The sequence below is a fragment of the Methylobacter marinus A45 genome, assembly GCF_000383855.1.
In the GTDB taxonomy this organism is placed as follows: domain Bacteria; phylum Pseudomonadota; class Gammaproteobacteria; order Methylococcales; family Methylomonadaceae; genus Methylobacter; species Methylobacter marinus.
In genome coordinates, this window is sequence record NZ_KB912877.1 from 3,394,974 (window position 1) to 3,411,638 (window position 16,665).

Below are 16,665 nucleotides of genomic sequence, written 5' to 3' on the forward strand. Positions count from 1 at the left end.
ATGCTGTTAAACGGATTAAAAAACGACAAGGTCATGGCCTCGGTGCTGGCGGCCCTGGCCGCGATCAGCCTGATCGTGCCGCTCTGCAATTTGCTTTTCGCGCCGGATTCGCCGCTGTATTTTTCCGCCTATACGGTTTCGCTGATAGGCAAGTACCTGACCTTCGCCCTGCTGGGCATGTCGCTGGACCTGGTCTGGGGTTATTGCGGCATTCTGGCGCTGGGGCAGGGCGCGTTTTTTGCGCTCGGCGGCTACGTCATGGGCATGTACCTGATGCGCCAGATCGGCAGTCGCGGCGTGTACGGCGATCCCGTGCTGCCCGATTTCATGGTGTTCCTGGACTGGAAGGAACTGCCCTGGTACTGGCACGGATTCGACCAGTTCTGGCTGGCGGCGTTAATGATTGTGCTGGTGCCGGGCTTGCTGGCTTTCGTGTTCGGCTGGCTGGCGTTCCGCTCGCGGGTGACCGGCGTGTATCTGTCGATCATCACGCAGGCTTTGACCTATGCGCTGATGCTGGCTTTTTTCCGCAATGAAATGGGCTTCGGCGGCAACAACGGCCTGACCGATTTCAAGGACATCCTGGGCTTCAATATCCAGTCCGACGCCGTGCGCGCCTGCCTGCTGATGGCTTCAGGCATCACGCTGATTCTGGCCTTGCTGATCAGCCGCCGGGTGATCAACAGCAAATTGGGCCGGGTGGTGACAGCGGTCCGCGATCAGGAAATGCGCGTGCGTTTTCTGGGGTATCGCGTCGAGAACTTCAAATTATGGGTTTTCGTGTTTGCGGCCATGCTGGCCGGCATGGCCGGCGCCCTGTATGTGCCGCAGGTCGGCATTATCAATCCCAGCGAGTTTTCGCCCCTGAATTCGCTGGAAGTCGTCATCTGGGTCGCGGTCGGCGGGCGCGGCACGCTGTACGGGGCCATCGTCGGCGCGGTGCTGGTCAATTATGCCAAGACGCTGCTGACTGGATGGGCGCCGGAAATCTGGCTGTTTTTTTTGGGGGCGGCCTTTATTCTCGTTACCGTGCTATTGCCTGACGGCTTGCTCGGGTTCTGGCGGCGGCATCCGAAGGAGCAAAAGCAATGAGCGTACCCGCCTTGAAAGCAGGCCAGGTCGATACCCGGCACGGCACGATACTTTATCTGGAAGATGTCAGCGTCAGTTTCGACGGCTTCAAAGCCCTCAATAACCTGTCGCTGTATATCGGCGCGGGAGAACTGCGCTGCCTGATCGGCCCGAACGGCGCCGGCAAGACCACGCTGATGGATGTGATTACCGGCAAGACCCGTCCCGACAGCGGTTCGGTGTTTTTCGGGCAAACCATCGATCTGCTGCAAATGGATGAGCCGGCTATTGCCCAGGCGGGCATCTGCCGCAAATTCCAAAAGCCCAGCGTCTTCGAAACGCTGAGCGTGTTCGAAAACCTGGAACTGGCCCTGGCGACCGATAAGGGCGTCTGGGCGACCCTGTTCGCCAGACTCAACGGAACGCAGCGGGAGCGCATCGAGCAAGTGCTGGAAACGATAGGGCTGACCGGACACCGTTCGCGGCCGGCCGGCATTCTGTCGCACGGGCAGAAGCAATGGCTGGAGATCGGCATGCTGCTGATGCAGGAACCTCAGGTCATGCTGGTCGACGAACCGGTCGCGGGCATGACTCATCAGGAAGTCGAACGCACGGCGGAGCTGCTGCTGTCGCTGCGGGGCGAGCGTTCCATCATCGTGGTCGAGCATGATATGGAATTCGTGCGCTCGATCGCCCAGCGCGTGACCGTGCTGCATGAAGGGACGGTGCTGACCGAAGGCAGCATGGACGAAGTACAGAACGACCCGCGCGTCATACAGGTTTATTTGGGGGACTGATGCTGAAAATTACCGGACTGAATCAATATTACGGCGGCAGCCATACCTTGTGGGATGTCGATCTGGCCGTGCCGGCCGGCTCCTGCCTGTGCCTGATGGGACGCAACGGCGTCGGCAAGACCACCCTGCTCAAGTGCATCATGGGGCTGATCGCGGTGCGCGAGGGCGCCATCGATTATCAGGGCGCGGCGTTAACCCTGGCCAGGCCCGAACAGCGCGCCGGGCTGGGTATCGGCTTCGTGCCGCAGGGGCGGGAAATTTTTCCGCTGCTGACCGTGGAGGAAAACCTGAAGACCGGTTTGCGCGCGGCGCGCGGGCAGGGCATCAAAAAAATCCCGGACTCTGTCTTTGAGATTTTTCCGGTACTGAAGCAAATGCTCAAGCGGCGCGGCGGCGATCTGTCCGGCGGCCAGCAGCAACAGCTGGCCATCGGCAGGGCCCTGGTGCTGAATCCCAAATTGCTGATTCTGGACGAGCCGACCGAAGGCATACAGCCTAACATCGTCAGCGAAATCGGCGATGTGATCATCCGCCTGAACCGGGCCAGAAACATACCGACGCCGCTGCTGAAAGAGGGCGAAAGGGATGCCGTGCGCGAAGGCATCATCAAAATCAAAAACGAACTGGGCGTGACCGTCCTGCTGGTGGAGCAAAAACTGCCTTTTGCGCGCAAAGTGGCGGATCGGTTCTATATAATGGACCGCGGTCGAGGCGTCGCCGCCGGCGCCATGGACCAGTTGAGCGAAGATATGGTGAAACGCTATTTGACGGTTTGACGGGTAATGTATAAAACATCATGTAAGGTACGCAGTGCGTACCTTTTGGGATGTTGATAAATTCTGACATTTTAAAAGGTACGCGATGCGTACGAGACTGTGAAAGTATTCGTTTTTTGAAATTTTAACCACAATATATTGTGCATTTGATATTTGTATATAACAGCATATAGACATTGAAGAGAAAAATGCTGAATACTTTCACAGTCTGGTACCCTACAGGAACCGAGCGGGACGGGGCATGTTGCCCCGTCCGAAATGTTTCAGGCTGGTAGGGTAGCCACTTGACCCAGGCATCATGAAAACGTTAGGGGCGGGGTTACAAACCCCGCCCCGCTTGAGTACCCTACGGGAATTTAAAATAACACTGGGGAATCTTTATGAAAGCGAACAAATTGCTAATTTTTATCGGTTTGATGTTGTCCTTGCCGGCGCAGGCGCATACCGGCGCCGGAGCGGTGCATGGCTTTATCGACGGCTTGCTGCATCCGTTACTGGGTGTCGATCATTTGCTGGTCATGCTGGGTATCGGGCTATGGGCGGCGATGCGCGGCGGCAGGGCATTGTGGCTGCTGCCAATGAGTTTTTTGTTAACGATGGCGGCGGGCGCGGGCGTCTCTCTGCTCGGTATCGCCATCACCGCGGCGGAAAGCTGGGTGGCGTTTTCGGTGCTGGCTTGCGGATGGCTGGTCTGGAGTAACTGCCGCATGTCCTCCGGTCTGGCGGTCGTCCTGGCTGCCGTGTTCGCGTTCGGTCACGGTTATGTCCATGCCGCCGAGCTGCAAGCGGGAGCCGATGCCGTCTCGTACGCGGCGGGTTTTTTGCTGACCACGGCGTTGCTGCATGGCTTGGGTATCGCGGCAGGCTTATCGGGGTCGGCCAGGCTGAAAACTATCGGCACCGGCTTTGGCCTGCTGTGCGCCGTCGTCGGCACGACCTTGCTGGCCGGAGCCTGATCGGGTGCTGGCGGATCTGAAGGAGGCAGGCTGCGCCAGCGTAGCGGGCAACTCTGCTCAAGGCTGGGAAGCGAAACTGGCGCTGGGGTTCGCGCAGCGACACGGCAAAACGGTCCTGGCGCACCGCCGTCATTACGGCCCGCTGACGGTACAGCGGCCGTTTTATCCGGAAGGCGGAGTGTGCCATGTCTACATGCTGCATCCGCCGGGCGGCATCGTGGCGGGCGATCACTTGAGTCTTGAGATCGATGCCGAGGCAGGCAGCCACGCCCTGATCACCACGCCGGCGGCGGGCAAGTTTTATCGCAGCGCGGGCGGGCTGGCCAGGCAGGATGTCTCGATAACCGTGGCGGAAGGCGCGGCGCTGGAATGGCTGCCTCAGGAAACCATTATTTATGAAGGCGCCCGCCTGCGATCAACGATTCAGGTTGAACTCGCTTCAGGGGCGCGCTTTATCGGTTGGGAAATCCTGTCCCTGGGCCGGCCCGCCTGCGGTGAGCGTTTCGACGAGGGGCTGGCGGATCTGGACTGGCAGGTTTATTGTCGGGACCGGCCTCTGCTGCTGGAACGCCTGAAGCTGGATGCCAGGGCTTTTGCAGCGCGCTGGGGCCTGCAGGGTTGTTCGTCGTGCGGAACGCTGTTCGCTTACCCTGCCGGCGCTGAAACGCTGGCCGCCGTGCAGCAGTTGATCGGCGATGCCAAAGGCCGGGGCGTGACGCGCATGGACGATCTGCTGGTCTGCCGGGCGCTTGATTGCCGAAGCGACCGGCTGCGCGCTTTCTTCGAACGGGTTTGGGCGGTTGTACGGCCGGGCTGCGTGCGGCGCGAAGCCTGCGCGCCGCGGATTTGGGCGACTTGACTCACTACCATTACCAGAAAGTCGTTAATTAAAGCCCGTGGGAGCGACGTGGGAGCGACGCCTACGTCGCGACAAGCGTTTAACAATACTCGCTCTAGTCGCGACGTAGGCGTCGCTCCCACAACCGGCTTGGTAAAATTAACTTTATGATCGTTAAGTTTATCCATTCATGGTTCGACAAGGCTCTCCCGAGCATAGCCAAAGTGATCACCACAAAAGGCTTAACTTAACGAGTGGCAACTTGGGAAAATAAAACAATGCAATTAACACCACGCGAAAAAGACAAACTGCTGATATTTACCGCCGCTCTGCTGGCCGAACGGCGCAAGGCCCGCGGCCTCAAGCTGAATTATCCCGAAGCCGTGGCTTTTATCAGCGCCGCGATCATGGAAGGCGCGCGCGATGGCCGCACGGTCGCCGAATTGATGGAGTTTGGCCGCACGCTGCTCAGCCGCGACGAGGTCATGGAAGGCGTTGCCGACATGCTGCCCGATGTGCAGGTGGAAGCGACTTTTCCCGACGGCACCAAGCTGGTGACCGTGCACAACCCCATCGAGTAGGAGTGAAGCCATGATTCCGGGAGAGATTATCGCCGCCGCCGGCGAGTTGGAACTGAACGCGGGCCGCGAGACGATCCGCGTGGTGGTCGCCAACAGCGGCGACCGGCCGATTCAGGTCGGCTCGCATTATCATTTTTTCGAGACCAATCCCGCCTTGCACTTTGACCGCGCCGCGACGCGCGGCTTCCGGCTGGATATTCCGGCCGGCACGGCGATGCGCTTTGAACCCGGCCAGCAGCGCGAAGTGCAGCTGGTGGCCTTTGCCGGCTTGCGCCGGGTTTATGGTTTTCGCCAGGCCGTGATGGGAGAGTTAGATGAGTAGAATCAGCAGACAGGCTTATGCCGATATGTTCGGGCCGACTACCGGCGACCGCGTGCGCCTGGGCGACAGCGGCCTGTTTCTGGAAGTGGAGGAAGACCGCACGGTTTACGGCGATGAAGTCAAATTCGGCGGCGGCAAGGTCATCCGCGACGGCATGGGGCAAAGCCAGGTTGATGGCACTCAGGCTATGGACCTGGTCATCACCAATGCCTTGATCGTCGATTACTGGGGCATCATCAAGGCTGATGTCGGCATCAAGAACGGCCGCATCGCTGGCGTCGGCAAGGCCGGCAATCCCGATACGCAACAGGGCGTCGACATCGTCATCGGCCCCGGCACCGAAATCGTCGCCGGGGAAGGCCAGATTCTGACGGCCGGCGGCATCGACGCGCATATCCATTTCATCTGTCCGCAGCAAATCGACGAAGCCCTGATGTCGGGCATCACCACCATGATCGGCGGCGGCACCGGCCCCGCCACGGGCACGAACGCGACGACCTGCACGCCCGGCGCCTGGAATATTCATAATATGCTGCAATCGCTGGATGCGTTTCCCATGAACTTCGGCCTGCTCGGCAAGGGCAACGCCAGTCTGCCTGCGGCGTTGGAAGAACAGGTGCGCGCCGGAGCCATGGGCCTGAAGCTGCACGAAGACTGGGGCACGACGCCGGCGGCCATCGATTGCTGCCTGTCCGTGGCCGAGCGCTTTGACGTGCAGGTCGCGATTCACACCGACACCTTGAACGAGTCCGGGTTTGTCGAGGACACCTTCGCCGCCTTCAAAGGCCGCGCCATCCATACCTATCACACCGAGGGCGCCGGCGGCGGCCATGCCCCCGATATCATCAAGGCCTGCGGCGAGGCCAACGTGCTGCCGTCGTCGACGAATCCGACCCGGCCCTACACGGTCAACACCGTGGACGAGCATCTGGACATGCTGATGGTGTGCCACCATCTGGACCCGGGCATCGCCGAGGACGTGGCTTTCGCCGAATCGCGCATTCGCCGCGAGACCATCGCCGCCGAGGATATTCTGCATGACCTGGGGGCCTTCTCGATGATCGCGTCCGATTCGCAGGCCATGGGCCGGGTCGGCGAGGTCATTATCCGCACCTGGCAGACCGCGCATAAAATGAAGGCGCAGCGCGGCAGCCTGGCGGAGGATTCGTCCCGCAACGACAATTTCCGCATCAAGCGCTATATCGCCAAATACACGATCAATCCGGCCATCAGCCATGGCATCGCGCATGAAGTCGGGTCCGTCGAAGTCGGCAAGCTGGCCGATCTGGTGCTGTGGCAGCCGGCCTTTTTCGCGGCCAAGCCCAGCCTGATCATTAAAGGCGGATTCATTGCCGCGGCACCCATGGGCGATCCCAATGCCTCGATTCCGACGCCGCAGCCGGTGCATTACCGGCCCATGTTCGGCGCCTTCGGCAGGGCCGCCGCGGCCAACTCGATGGTGTTTTTGCCGAAGGTCGCGGCCGAGGCCGACATGGCCGCGCTGCTGAAGCTGAACAAGCGGATCGGCGTGGTGGCGAACACGCGCACGATCGGCAAGAAAGATTTGATTCACAATCATTACCAACCGCATATCGAAGTCGATCCGCAAACCTATTCGGTGCGCGCCGACGGCCTGCTGCTGACTTGCGAGCCGGCCGATGTGCTGCCTTTTGCCCAACGTTATTTTTTGTTTTGAAAATGCTGAAACTTACTGAACTGGCTCCGCCGGAGACGACTCCGGACGATGTGGTGACGCTGCCGTACGAAGCCCGGCAGAAAAGCCGGCTGTTGGTCAACACCGACAGCGGCACCGAAATCGGACTGTTTTTGCCGCGCGGCCAGGTGCTGCGCGAGGGGCTGATTTTAACCGGCCCCGATCATTACCGCGTGCGCGTCGATGCGGCGCCGGAACCGCTGTCGGTGGTGCGCGCGGACGATGCCTTGCAATTCGCGCGCGCCTGCTATCATCTCGGCAACCGGCATGTGGCCTTGCAGATCCGGCCCGGCGAGCTGCGTTTTCCGGCCGATCATGTCCTGGATCGCATGCTGGAAGGTCTGGGGCTGACGGTTACGCATGAGGAACTGCCGTTCGAACCGGAACAGGGCGCGTATCACGGCGATGGTCACTGATCTGGCCTTGCTGCGTTTGCTGCAGCTGGTCAGCCCCGGCCTGCCGGTCGGCATGTACAGTTATTCCCAGGGCCTGGAGCGAGCGGTCGACGATGGCTGGATAACCGATGCAGGCGAAGCCGGCGCATGGCTGGACGGCCTGATGCATGGCGGCATGGTGTGCATCGACCTGCCTGTGCTGGCGAGGTTTTATCAGGCCTGGCAAGGCGGGGCCATGGAACAGCTGGAGCACTGGAGCCGGGTTCTGATCGCCTGCCGCGAAACGGCCGAGCTGCGGGCCGAGGACCGGCAAACCGGCCAGGCCCTGGCGCGCCTGCTGGACGGTTTGGCGATAACTGAAATGCAGCCCTGGATACGTAAGCCGGAAGCGACGCTGGCCGCGGTGTTCGCGTTTGCCGCCGTCAACTGGAGCATTCCCCTGCGCGAAACCGCCATCGGCTATCTGTGGAGCTGGCTGGAAAACCAGGTGCTGTGCGCGGTAAAGCTGGTGCCGTTGGGGCAGGTGGCGGGGCAGCGGCTATTGGCCGATCTGGCCGGAAACATACCGGCCCTGGTCGATGAGGCGTTAACCCTTGCCGATGAGGGCATCGGCGGCAGCGCTTTCGGTCTGGCCCTGGCCAGCAGCCGCCATGAAATGCAGTATTCCCGATTATTTCGTTCTTGAGAGGATGTATGAGTGACAAACAGGTATTGAGAGTCGGCGTCGGCGGGCCGGTCGGCTCCGGCAAAACGGCGCTGGTGGATGCGCTGTGCAAGCGAATGCGCGATCGCTTCGAAATCGGCGTGGTGACCAACGATATTTATACCCGCGAGGACCAGGAATTCCTGATTCGCAGCCAGGCGCTGCCGGAAGCGCGCATTTTGGGCGTGGAGACCGGCGGCTGCCCGCACACGGCCATTCGCGAGGACGCCTCGATGAATCTGGCGGCGGTCGATGAGCTGATCGAGCGTTTTGATAATCTCGACTTCATCATGGTGGAGAGCGGCGGCGACAATCTCAGCGCCACGTTCAGTCCGGAACTGGCCGATCTGACGATCTACGTGATCGACGTATCGGCCGGCGACAAGATACCGCGCAAGGGCGGACCCGGCATTACCCGCTCGGATCTGCTGGTCATCAACAAGATCGATCTGGCGCCTTACGTGGGCGCATCGCTGGACGTCATGGACCGGGATGCGCGTAAGATGCGCGGCACACGGCCGTTTGCCTTTACCAACCTGAAAACCGGGGAAGGCCTTAAAGCGGTCGAGGATTTCATTATCCAGGCGGGCATGCTGGACTGACGGCAGCACCACCACCGGGGCAAACCGCCCGCGCCCCCGGCGGATCAGTCAATGCCGCGGCCCCACTGTCCGGCATAAAAGCGTTCATTCAGCGCGGCCCGGGTACGTGCGGCCCGTTCGGCGTCCTTGAAACCGTCATCGAGCACGTCAATACCGGCCTGGTAACCGACAGCCAGCATCGCCATCGGCCGGCAATCGTCCGGCAGGTTAAAAGCCTCGCGGGCCTTATCGCCATCAAAGCCGGCCATTTGATGCACGCTCAGCCCCAATGCGGTCGCCTGCAAACTCAGGCTGAGGCTGGCGGCGCCGGTATCGTACATCGCGCTGCGGTTAGGCTGGCCGTTATGATTGAAATTGTCCATGGCTATGGACAGGATCAGTACCGGGGCGTTTTTGGCCCATTGCCGGTTGCGTTCCGACAGCGTTGCCAATGCGCGCTGCCAGGCGGCTTCATCAACGGCTTTGTCGCACACGATAAAACGCCAGGGCTGATCGTTAAAGGAAGAGGGCGCCCAGCGCGCGGCTTCCAGCAGCGCCAGCAAATCGTCACGGCCCACCTGCCGGTCAGGATCGAAGGCTCTGGGGCTCCAGCGCGACTGGATAAGATCGTGGATTTTTACCCGGGTTATCGCAGGTTTTTGCGGCATGTTCGTCTCCTTATGTCGGGTTGGATTAAAACGGATTCACAGCGTCAGCACGCCATCCCGGTAATCACGAAACGCCTGTTCGATTTCCTCGGTGCTGTTCATGACAAACGGACCGGCCTGCACCACCGGTTCGTTCAACGGCAGCGCGGCCATCACCAGAAACCGTGCCGGCTGATCCTGTGTTGCCAGCCGCAGGTTGTCGCCGTCAATTAACTGCCCCAGTTGCCCGGCCTTTAAAATCCTGGCCGAGCCGCCGACAGCCAGCTCGCCCTGGTAAACATGGATCAAGGCGGTATGCCGCATGCTTACCGGTATGTCCAGTTGTTGCCCAGGAGCCAGCCGGACGTCGAAAAACAGCGGCCGTGTCGTCACGCCGGTTACCGCGCCGGATATCGTTTGCGTTTCGGTCACATAGTCGCCGGCGATGATCTTGATGTAACCGCCATCCGCCAATGCAATCCGGGGGATGTCCGCAGCCTCAAAATCCTGGTAATGCGGCGGCTTCATTTTTTCCCTGGCGGGCAGGTTAATCCATAATTGAAAGCCGTGCAACGAGCCGTTTTCCTGCTCCGGCATCTCTGAATGAATAATGCCATGCGCGGCCGTCATCCATTGCACGCCGCCCGCGCGCAGATGCCCTTCATTGCCCAGATGGTCGCGGTGCAGCATGGCGCCCTCGAGCATATAAGTCACGGTCTCAAAGCCGCGGTGCGGATGATCCGGGAAGCCGCCGATGTAATCCGCCGCCTGATCCGATCCAAATTCATCCAGCAGGATAAAAGGGTCGAAAGCGTTGTTTTGCTGTGGGCTGATGATCCGTTTCAGTTTGACGCCGTGGCCATCCGAGGTGCTTTGCCCGGTGATAACGGCCGCGAGTTGCCGAGTTTGCTTATTCATAATTCGTCTCCCGTGTGTCGATCAAATAGCGGTCCAGCGAATACCGGCCGCCGCCGATAACCGTCAATGCGAGGGTTGCCGACAATAATGCCAGCGCGTATTCAATGCCGTGGCTAGACAGAAAAAAGCCGTTGCCCCAATGCACCCAGAACAAGGCGACCAGCATGGTAACGGCGCTAATCACCGCCGCGGGCCGCGTCAGTAAACCCAGAACCAACGCAATACCGCCAAAAAATTCGGCACTGCCCGCCAATAACGCCATAACAAACCCCGGATTTAACCCCACCGATGCCATCCATTGTCCTGTGCCTTCCAGTCCATTGCCGCCAAACCACGCAAATAATTTCTGGCTGCCATGCGCGGCCAGGATTAAACCGATGGGAACCCGCAGTATGATGGCTTCCAGGCCCGCATCGGAAATCAGCGTTCTTTTGATTAAATTGTTCATAACCGCTCCTTAGAATGTTCAAGTTGGAAACTTCGAATTGATTATAGAGTTGGCTGAAATAATAAAAAGCGATAGATTCTGCTCAATAAGTTCAAAATATTTGAACAATAAACACAGGCAGACATGAAATATCCTATTACTCTCGACGCGCTGGAAGTGCTCGATGCCATTGACCGGAAAGGCAGTTTTGCCGCCGCGGCCAATGAATTATTCCGGGTTCCTTCGGCTATCTCTTATACCGTGCAGAAATTGGAGCAGGACCTGAATGTGGTCTTGTTTCGCAAAGAAGGCAGAAAAGCCGTGCTGACACAGGCCGGAAAAGTATTGCTTGAGCAAGGCCGGGACATTCTGGAGGCAACGGAGCGTTTGGCGATAGCCACGAAAAAAGCCCATGGCGGCTGGGAACCTGTTTTCAATATCGCGATAGATTCAATTTTGAGTTTTGATTTCATCTATCCGTTGATAGCCAGGTTTTACGAGGTGATGCCGGATATCGAAATCAATATTTATGAGGAGGTATTAGGCGGCGCGCAGGAAGCGATCACCAGTAATCGCGCTGATCTGGTAATAGGAACGGGCGCTGAGCCGATGCCGGGCCAGGCGGTTAAATATCAACAGATTCAGCGCATCGAATGGATTTTCGCTGTTGCGCCGGGGCATGAGCTGACCAAAGCATCTCTGCCGCTGTCCCGGCAACAGATTGAGCAGCACCGTTTTATCGTGGTCAGGGATTCATCCAGGAATCAGGCGCCGCGAAGCCAGCGCGTGTTTAGCAAGCGACCGGTACTGAGCGTGCCGTCGGTAACGGAGAAAATACAGGCCCAATGTCTGGGCTTAGGTGTCGGTTTTATACCGGCGCACCGGATTCGGGACTTGCTTGAACAGGGTCGGCTTATTGCTCTGCCGGTAGAAAACACGGCACCGGTAGAAATTATCGGCATGGCCTGGAAAACAACAAATAATGGCAAGGTCCTGGGCTGGTTTATCGAGCAGTTGTCCCGGCATGATTTCGCTTAGGAATATTTTATCCGACATCCCGCAGCCGATTCAGCCACTACCGGAATAATATGAAACATGGAAATCACCTAATAATTTGCGATGCGGCTTATACAAATCAAAGGGGTCGCCTGCATCGTGCGGATGCATTGTAGGGGCGGACCTGCGTGTCCGCCCTGTTTCGGGTGCACAACGGGCTATCGGAGAACCGTTAGCCAAAGGTGAACCGTTGGGCAAGGGCGAACACACAGGTTCGCCCCTAACGTGTCCGCCTCCACACCAGCTATAGACAATGCGGGTTTTTTACCCGTCAAAACAGCCTGGTTTTTGGAATTCATCCACGATTAAGATTCAAAGGTTATGCTAGCGCTTCACGTTATTTTCACTAAGAGACAAATTCATGCGAAACAAAGCGATTTTATTCAGTTCCTTGTTGATGGCATCCGGCACGGCACTGGCCGGAGAAAGTTTACTGGAAGCGGCCGCCAAACAAGTAGCCAGGGATGTCGCCACGTCCACGGCTCCCGAGGCTGCCCAGGGAGCGGCCGAGGCAGAGCGGATACTGCAGCAGACTCAACAGTTAAAAGGACGCGTGGAAAGCGCACCTCAGGCCGTTAAAGAGCGGACGCTGAACGCGGCAAAGGAAACGGCGAGACAACAACTCGAGCGGGCGACGCCGGAACAAGTCAGGCAGGGCACGGAAACCGTAAAAAGGCTGAAAGGCCAGGTTGAAAACATGCCGCAATCCACCGAACAGGCCGCCGAGGCGGCCAAGACCCGGGCCAAGCAAAAAACCGCCGAGAAAGTGCTCGAACTGTTGCGCTGATATTCTTGGAACCAAGACCCATTTCGGGCAAAAAGGCCGGTTTATCCGGCCTTTTTTTTCTGGCGCCGGCCAGGCGCGATGTAAAGTCAATTATGCCGCCCGTGGCGCTGCCTGCGGACGGAACCTCGTTCGCTCATCAATATCGAGCTAATTAACTGATTGATTCACAATGCAATAACAAAAAGGGATGGATTTTTGTTCTCTTTTTGCTCTCTTTTTTGCTGTCAGTTCAGACCGATTTTGCTAAGCTTGCAAAAAAATAACTTCTCAGGAAAGGCTATGAATGCATTAACCCGGCGGCAGCGGGAAATCCTCGATTTTCTGCGTGACAATCAGGAGAAATTTCCATACCCGCCCACGCTGGATGAACTCTGCGCGGCGCTGGGCATGTCCTCGCGGGGTTCACTGCACAAGCACATCTCGGCCTTGATTGACGCGGAACTGGTGCAGCCGTTCGATGGCAACAAGCAAGGCGGTATCCGTCTGACCGATCAGGCGCGGCGCGGCGAGGACGCTGGCGAGCAAGGCTTGCCGTTTGTCGGCAGGATCGCCGCCGGCAAGCCGATCGAGGCTATCGAGAATATCCATTACATGGCCGTGCCCGAAGTCCTGAAAAGCGATAAGCCCTGCTATGTGTTGCAGGTCAAGGGCGAATCGATGATCGAGGCCGGCATTTTCGACGGCGACTGGGTGGTCATCGAGCAACGCAATTATGCGCAGAACGGCGAGATCGTCGTGGCGCTGGTCGACAAATCGGAAGCGACCCTGAAATACATCGAGCAGACGCCGGATAAGGTGCTGCTGATCCCGGCCAATGCCAGCATGGTCGCCATGGCCTACCTTCCGGAGCAGGTAGAGATCCAGGGTGTGCTGGTGGGGCAGATGCGCAGTTATCGTTCGCTATTAAATAAATAAAAAGGGGAATCATCATGCCAAGAAGAATTCACATGCAGGACCAGGTCGGAGCCAACAAAATCGAGGAGATTATGCGCCACGACTACGGGCAGTGCTCTCTGGAATTGTGGGTGGCGAAGTTTGCCGTGGTGGGCGCATTTATGCTGCTGGGGGTGTATTGGTAAGGGAAAGCGAGGCGTTTTCCCCGGTGAAGGCGTCGTGACTGTTTCCGCTTCCGGGTGGTTTGTCATGACGCCGCTCTGTCGAAGGAGGCTCCCAGCATACGGGCCGACGCGCGGATGTGATGCCTTGCCTGCACGCGCTCGCGGGCACGCCGGCCCAAGGCCAGTAATTGCGCTTCCGATGCTGCGAGGCACTCCTGGATCGCGTCGGCCAGAGCCACCGGATCGTGGGGCGGCACGAGCCAGCCGGTGATTCCGGTTTCGACCAGTTCGCGCACCGCGCCCACATCCGGAGCGATGGCGGGCCGGCCGATCGCGTATGACTCCATGATCGCTACAGGCAAGCCTTCATCGTGGCTCGACAGCACCAGCGCGCGGCATGCCTGCAGGTGCTGCGCGACCTGTTGTTGAGTGCTCCAACCGCGCAGCAGCACGGACGATTCAAGCCCGTGCCGGGTGATTTGGCGTTCGACTTCCGCGCGTAGCGCGCCATCACCCAGCAACGTCAACTCGAAGGTAACGCCGCGCGCAGCCAGCAGTACGGCCGCTTCGACCAGCAGCAGTGGATTCTTTTGCGCGTCGAGTCGGGCGACACACACGAGCCGGGGTGCCTGCGTCACCGGAAACGCAGGCCGCGTGAACCATGCCGGATCGAGACCACAGCGCACAGTGACCAGTTTGTGCCCGGATTCGGAATGACAAGCGCGCATTGCGCGGCGGCCGGTATCGGAGATGACGGCAATGAACGAGGCGTCTGCGATTTTGCCGGCGAGATTCAGCCGATCGGGCGTTTCGTATTCATGCGGTCCATGAAAAGTCACACTGTAGGTCAGGTTGCACAAGGTGCGGCACAAACGCGCGACATCGGCCGGGTTGGTGCCGAAGTGCACATGAAGGTGAGGGTAGCCAAGCTGCTGCAGCCGCCGTGAAAGTACGCAGGCCAGGGCGAAGTAGCCCAGGTGGGCAATGGCCGGGCGTTGGCTGGTTCGGGCGTCGGCCAGGCTGCGCCGGAGCGTGAGCAGCGTGCGCCGGGGATGCCTGATCAGCCAGTAGGCGCCCGCCGCCAGGAATGTATTCAGACCGGAATCCAGCAGCACGCAAGTGCGTTGCGCTTCGTCGCGGTCGAGCGGGTCGATCAGCGGTGCCTGGCTGCGCCGGTGCGTGAACCGATGGACCGTCCAACCCTCCGCTTCGAGAGCATGAATCTCACGACGGATGAAAGAGTGGCTGGGTGCCGGGTACTGATTGACCAGGTAGGCGACTTCGCGTCTTCTGTTTTCTGGCGGTTTTGACCCTTCCATCAGGCAGTCACATCACGCCTTCGAATTCGCGGGCGCGCGGTGAAAGCTCTCGGCTGTTGATGCGGTGCACAGCTGCCAGCAGGTGCATGACGGCTTTACGATGCGACGCGGTTTCGAGCTCACCGTAGTGATGTTCAACCTGCGCTGTGCGCGGGTTGGTGCTGACGATGCTGAAGTTCGCAGGTTGCTGTCCGGGTTTTTGTATGGCGTTGCGATGCAGCGTCGTGCCCATGATGACCTGGAGCCGGTTTAGCGATACTCTTTCGATGACATCGACGTGCCGCTCGAGAAATTCCGCGCTGGCGCGCACATCGGCGGCCGTCTCGCCCGGGTAGCCGAGAATCATCGTGCAGCGGCAGGAGATGCCGGCGGCCGAGGCATTATGCAGAAAGGCGCTGATTGCATCGAGCTGCGTTCCTTTTTTCATCAGATCGATGAGGCGCTGGCTTCCGGATTCGAGACCGGTGCTCAGCCTGACACAGCCGCTCGCGGCGGCGGCCCGCAGGTCGGATTCCGTGAGTCCGGTATCTGCCTCGCTGCCCATATGCACGGCGGCGATCCATTGCGCGCCCGGCACGACGTCCTGCATGCCGGCGATGAGCGAGCGCCACATGTTGACGTTACTGTTAAGTTTCAGGTCAGTGAACACGAATCGGGACGCCCGATATCGCTGATAATGGCTGGCAAGTTCGTTCAATACGTTTTCGGGACTGCGGCTGCGGTAGGTGCGTCCCGCAGTGCTGGAGACGTCGCTGCAGAAGGTGCATGCTCCCCAACCGCAGCCACGGCCGGTTATAACCGGAATGATGCGGTTCGGGTAAGCTGACCAGGGGAAGTCGCTGAAATCGGGGTAGGGCACCGCATCAAGCGCCTTTTCCGGCGCGGCAATTCTGCCTCTGATCTCGCCTTGCGGACCCATTGTCATCATGCCTTGATGCAAAGTCACATCGCCGCCGGCCAGCAGCGTTTTCAGTATGGCGGGCAGCCGCAGTTCGACCTCGCCGGCGGCAAGTGCGGACAATCCGGGGATAGCGCTCCAGTCCTTGATGACCTCGGGCTGCGCGAAATACGGACCGCCGATCACAACCGGAATCCCCTGATCATGACAGATGGCACAGATCCGTTCGCAGACGTTGCGGTACATCAGGTATGTCGAAATCATCACGGCTTGTGGACGGGCGCGCTCCAGTTCGGCCTGGAATTCTTTAATCAAGTGTTCCTCATGCGCGGTGACTTCGGACAGCCGGCTAGAGGCGAGCCGACTGCGCCATTGCCGGATTTTGGCGCTGCCGGACGTTGCGGCGCGGTGGTTCAATTTGGCAGCCAGCAAGCTGAATCTGTGGGGCCGTGCTTCTCGCGTGACACCATGAACGCCAATCATGAGCGGCGCGAACACACTGACGCGCACGTTCGAAGCGCGCAGGATCGAGGCAAGGTAGCCAATGGGCAAAGTCGGGTAACGGGAGAAATTGTTCAGATCGACGAGCAACACAGTAATTTGATCGTCTGTCAATCCTGCCTTGAGACGTGGGCTGGTATTCGGCAGGATGGATGTTTTTTCATAATTTATACGCCGCATTTCAAAGTTGCTTTTCCAGAGGCTTTTCTTTGTTTTCTTTTTGACTTCTTCCATTGCGTGTTCCTTTAAATAACCATAATCAGCCCACCTAACCGCTTCCGGCCCTCGCAAGTATGAATCCGCATGCCGGCAATGTTTCA

Annotated in this window: 20 protein-coding genes; 15 read left to right on the forward strand and 5 right to left on the reverse strand. The window is 59.0% G+C overall.

All coding sequences use genetic code 11. From position 1 onward, the window contains the following. The 11 genes from urtC (at position 1) to ureG (ending at position 8,755) form a co-directional block, all read left to right on the forward strand. Positions 1 to 1,092, forward strand: coding sequence for an urea ABC transporter permease subunit UrtC (urtC, locus tag METMA_RS0116210; protein ID WP_020160160.1), 1,092 nt, complete (start codon positions 1 to 3; stop codon positions 1,090 to 1,092). Next, positions 1,089 to 1,868 carry an urea ABC transporter ATP-binding protein UrtD gene (urtD, locus tag METMA_RS0116215; protein WP_020160161.1) on the forward strand — a complete coding sequence of 260 codons (780 nt, stop codon included), beginning with the start codon at positions 1,089 to 1,091 and terminating at the stop codon, positions 1,866 to 1,868. The genes urtC and urtD overlap by 4 nt, the downstream gene beginning before the upstream one ends. Beyond that, on the forward strand, positions 1,868 to 2,644 hold the full coding sequence (locus METMA_RS0116220) for an ABC transporter ATP-binding protein (protein ID WP_020160162.1): 777 nt from the start codon (positions 1,868 to 1,870) through the stop codon (positions 2,642 to 2,644). Before urtD ends, METMA_RS0116220 begins: the two co-directional genes overlap by 1 nt. A gap of 380 nt (positions 2,645 to 3,024) precedes the next feature. Then, a complete protein-coding gene (locus METMA_RS0116225; RefSeq protein ID WP_020160163.1) occupies positions 3,025 to 3,600 on the forward strand; it encodes a HupE/UreJ family protein in 576 nt (191 codons plus the stop codon). Between the two features lie 4 nt (positions 3,601 to 3,604). Further along, entirely contained in the window at positions 3,605 to 4,459 is an 855-nt protein-coding gene (locus METMA_RS0116230) for an urease accessory protein UreD (RefSeq protein WP_020160164.1), read from the forward strand. A 257-nt stretch (positions 4,460 to 4,716) separates the two neighbouring features. After that, positions 4,717 to 5,019 (forward strand): urease subunit gamma, encoded by a 303-nt coding sequence (ureA, locus tag METMA_RS0116235; protein ID WP_020160165.1) that lies wholly within the window; start codon positions 4,717 to 4,719, stop codon positions 5,017 to 5,019. A gap of 10 nt (positions 5,020 to 5,029) precedes the next feature. Next, complete coding sequence (locus METMA_RS0116240) at positions 5,030 to 5,341, forward strand: urease subunit beta (protein WP_020160166.1); 312 nt, start codon at positions 5,030 to 5,032, stop codon at positions 5,339 to 5,341. Further along, the gene (gene ureC, locus METMA_RS0116245) at positions 5,334 to 7,037 is read left to right on the forward strand and encodes an urease subunit alpha (RefSeq protein WP_020160167.1); all 1,704 of its coding nucleotides are present in this window, start codon (positions 5,334 to 5,336) and stop codon (positions 7,035 to 7,037) included. The genes METMA_RS0116240 and ureC overlap by 8 nt, the downstream gene beginning before the upstream one ends. A 2-nt stretch (positions 7,038 to 7,039) precedes the next feature. Further along, the gene (ureE, locus tag METMA_RS0116250; RefSeq protein WP_027147390.1) at positions 7,040 to 7,471 is read left to right on the forward strand and encodes an urease accessory protein UreE; all 432 of its coding nucleotides are present in this window, start codon (positions 7,040 to 7,042) and stop codon (positions 7,469 to 7,471) included. Continuing rightward, positions 7,461 to 8,135 carry an urease accessory protein UreF gene (locus METMA_RS0116255; RefSeq protein WP_020160169.1) on the forward strand — a complete coding sequence of 225 codons (675 nt, stop codon included), beginning with the start codon at positions 7,461 to 7,463 and terminating at the stop codon, positions 8,133 to 8,135. Before ureE ends, METMA_RS0116255 begins: the two co-directional genes overlap by 11 nt. Before the next feature lie 8 nt (positions 8,136 to 8,143). Then, positions 8,144 to 8,755 (forward strand): urease accessory protein UreG, encoded by a 612-nt coding sequence (gene ureG, locus METMA_RS0116260; RefSeq protein WP_020160170.1) that lies wholly within the window; start codon positions 8,144 to 8,146, stop codon positions 8,753 to 8,755. A gap of 44 nt (positions 8,756 to 8,799) precedes the next feature. Here ureG and METMA_RS0116265 read toward each other — a convergent pair whose 3' ends face one another. The 3 genes from METMA_RS0116265 to METMA_RS0116275 are packed head-to-tail and all read right to left on the reverse strand — an operon-like array spanning position 8,800 to position 10,747. Continuing rightward, the gene (locus METMA_RS0116265) at positions 8,800 to 9,402 is read right to left on the reverse strand and encodes a nitroreductase family protein (RefSeq protein WP_020160171.1); all 603 of its coding nucleotides are present in this window, start codon (positions 9,400 to 9,402) and stop codon (positions 8,800 to 8,802) included. Between the two features lie 36 nt (positions 9,403 to 9,438). Beyond that, positions 9,439 to 10,299 (reverse strand): pirin family protein, encoded by an 861-nt coding sequence (locus METMA_RS0116270; protein WP_020160172.1) that lies wholly within the window; start codon positions 10,297 to 10,299, stop codon positions 9,439 to 9,441. Further along, positions 10,292 to 10,747 carry a DoxX family protein gene (locus tag METMA_RS0116275; RefSeq protein WP_020160173.1) on the reverse strand — a complete coding sequence of 152 codons (456 nt, stop codon included), beginning with the start codon at positions 10,745 to 10,747 and terminating at the stop codon, positions 10,292 to 10,294. Before METMA_RS0116275 ends, METMA_RS0116270 begins: the two co-directional genes overlap by 8 nt. Before the next feature lie 123 nt (positions 10,748 to 10,870). On the opposite strand from METMA_RS0116275, the gene METMA_RS0116280 reads away from it, so the two are divergent. The 4 genes from METMA_RS0116280 (at position 10,871) to METMA_RS27080 (ending at position 13,648) form a co-directional block, all read left to right on the forward strand. Beyond that, a complete protein-coding gene (locus METMA_RS0116280; protein ID WP_020160174.1) occupies positions 10,871 to 11,764 on the forward strand; it encodes a LysR substrate-binding domain-containing protein in 894 nt (297 codons plus the stop codon). Between the two features lie 379 nt (positions 11,765 to 12,143). Further along, positions 12,144 to 12,569 (forward strand): hypothetical protein, encoded by a 426-nt coding sequence (locus METMA_RS0116285; protein ID WP_020160175.1) that lies wholly within the window; start codon positions 12,144 to 12,146, stop codon positions 12,567 to 12,569. A 279-nt stretch (positions 12,570 to 12,848) separates the two neighbouring features. Continuing rightward, positions 12,849 to 13,484 (forward strand): transcriptional repressor LexA, encoded by a 636-nt coding sequence (lexA, locus tag METMA_RS0116295; RefSeq protein ID WP_020160177.1) that lies wholly within the window; start codon positions 12,849 to 12,851, stop codon positions 13,482 to 13,484. A gap of 14 nt (positions 13,485 to 13,498) precedes the next feature. Continuing rightward, positions 13,499 to 13,648 carry a hypothetical protein gene (locus METMA_RS27080; RefSeq protein ID WP_156830523.1) on the forward strand — a complete coding sequence of 50 codons (150 nt, stop codon included), beginning with the start codon at positions 13,499 to 13,501 and terminating at the stop codon, positions 13,646 to 13,648. Between the two features lie 62 nt (positions 13,649 to 13,710). Here the strand turns inward: METMA_RS27080 and METMA_RS24845 are convergent, their stop codons facing one another. Together METMA_RS24845 and METMA_RS0116310 are read right to left on the reverse strand one after the other, a co-directional pair. After that, a complete protein-coding gene (locus METMA_RS24845) occupies positions 13,711 to 14,946 on the reverse strand; it encodes a glycosyltransferase family 4 protein (protein WP_020160179.1) in 1,236 nt (411 codons plus the stop codon). 7 nt (positions 14,947 to 14,953) lie between these two features. Continuing rightward, positions 14,954 to 16,579, reverse strand: coding sequence for a B12-binding domain-containing radical SAM protein (locus tag METMA_RS0116310; RefSeq protein ID WP_020160180.1), 1,626 nt, complete (start codon positions 16,577 to 16,579; stop codon positions 14,954 to 14,956). Between the last annotated feature and the right edge of the window lie 86 nt (positions 16,580 to 16,665).

Excerpts from the sequence above, each read along its gene's own strand:
- urtC (WP_020160160.1), top strand. The coding sequence starts at position 1 with ATGCTGTTAAACGGATTAAAAAACGACAAGGTCATGGCCTCGGTGCTG.
- urtD (WP_020160161.1), top strand. The coding sequence starts at position 1,089 with ATGAGCGTACCCGCCTTGAAAGCAGGCCAGGTCGATACCCGGCACGGC.
- METMA_RS0116220 (WP_020160162.1), top strand. The coding sequence starts at position 1,868 with ATGCTGAAAATTACCGGACTGAATCAATATTACGGCGGCAGCCATACC.
- METMA_RS0116225 (WP_020160163.1), top strand. The coding sequence starts at position 3,025 with ATGAAAGCGAACAAATTGCTAATTTTTATCGGTTTGATGTTGTCCTTG.
- ureA (WP_020160165.1), top strand. The coding sequence starts at position 4,717 with ATGCAATTAACACCACGCGAAAAAGACAAACTGCTGATATTTACCGCC.
- METMA_RS0116240 (WP_020160166.1), top strand. The coding sequence starts at position 5,030 with ATGATTCCGGGAGAGATTATCGCCGCCGCCGGCGAGTTGGAACTGAAC.
- ureC (WP_020160167.1), top strand. The coding sequence starts at position 5,334 with ATGAGTAGAATCAGCAGACAGGCTTATGCCGATATGTTCGGGCCGACT.
- ureE (WP_027147390.1), top strand. The coding sequence starts at position 7,040 with ATGCTGAAACTTACTGAACTGGCTCCGCCGGAGACGACTCCGGACGAT.
- METMA_RS0116255 (WP_020160169.1), top strand. The coding sequence starts at position 7,461 with ATGGTCACTGATCTGGCCTTGCTGCGTTTGCTGCAGCTGGTCAGCCCC.
- ureG (WP_020160170.1), top strand. The coding sequence starts at position 8,144 with ATGAGTGACAAACAGGTATTGAGAGTCGGCGTCGGCGGGCCGGTCGGC.
- METMA_RS0116265 (WP_020160171.1), bottom strand. The coding sequence starts at position 9,402 with ATGCCGCAAAAACCTGCGATAACCCGGGTAAAAATCCACGATCTTATC.
- METMA_RS0116270 (WP_020160172.1), bottom strand. The coding sequence starts at position 10,299 with ATGAATAAGCAAACTCGGCAACTCGCGGCCGTTATCACCGGGCAAAGC.
- METMA_RS0116275 (WP_020160173.1), bottom strand. The coding sequence starts at position 10,747 with ATGAACAATTTAATCAAAAGAACGCTGATTTCCGATGCGGGCCTGGAA.
- METMA_RS0116280 (WP_020160174.1), top strand. The coding sequence starts at position 10,871 with ATGAAATATCCTATTACTCTCGACGCGCTGGAAGTGCTCGATGCCATT.
- METMA_RS0116285 (WP_020160175.1), top strand. The coding sequence starts at position 12,144 with ATGCGAAACAAAGCGATTTTATTCAGTTCCTTGTTGATGGCATCCGGC.
- lexA (WP_020160177.1), top strand. The coding sequence starts at position 12,849 with ATGAATGCATTAACCCGGCGGCAGCGGGAAATCCTCGATTTTCTGCGT.
- METMA_RS27080 (WP_156830523.1), top strand. The coding sequence starts at position 13,499 with ATGCCAAGAAGAATTCACATGCAGGACCAGGTCGGAGCCAACAAAATC.
- METMA_RS24845 (WP_020160179.1), bottom strand. The coding sequence starts at position 14,946 with ATGGAAGGGTCAAAACCGCCAGAAAACAGAAGACGCGAAGTCGCCTAC.
- METMA_RS0116310 (WP_020160180.1), bottom strand. The coding sequence starts at position 16,579 with ATGGAAGAAGTCAAAAAGAAAACAAAGAAAAGCCTCTGGAAAAGCAAC.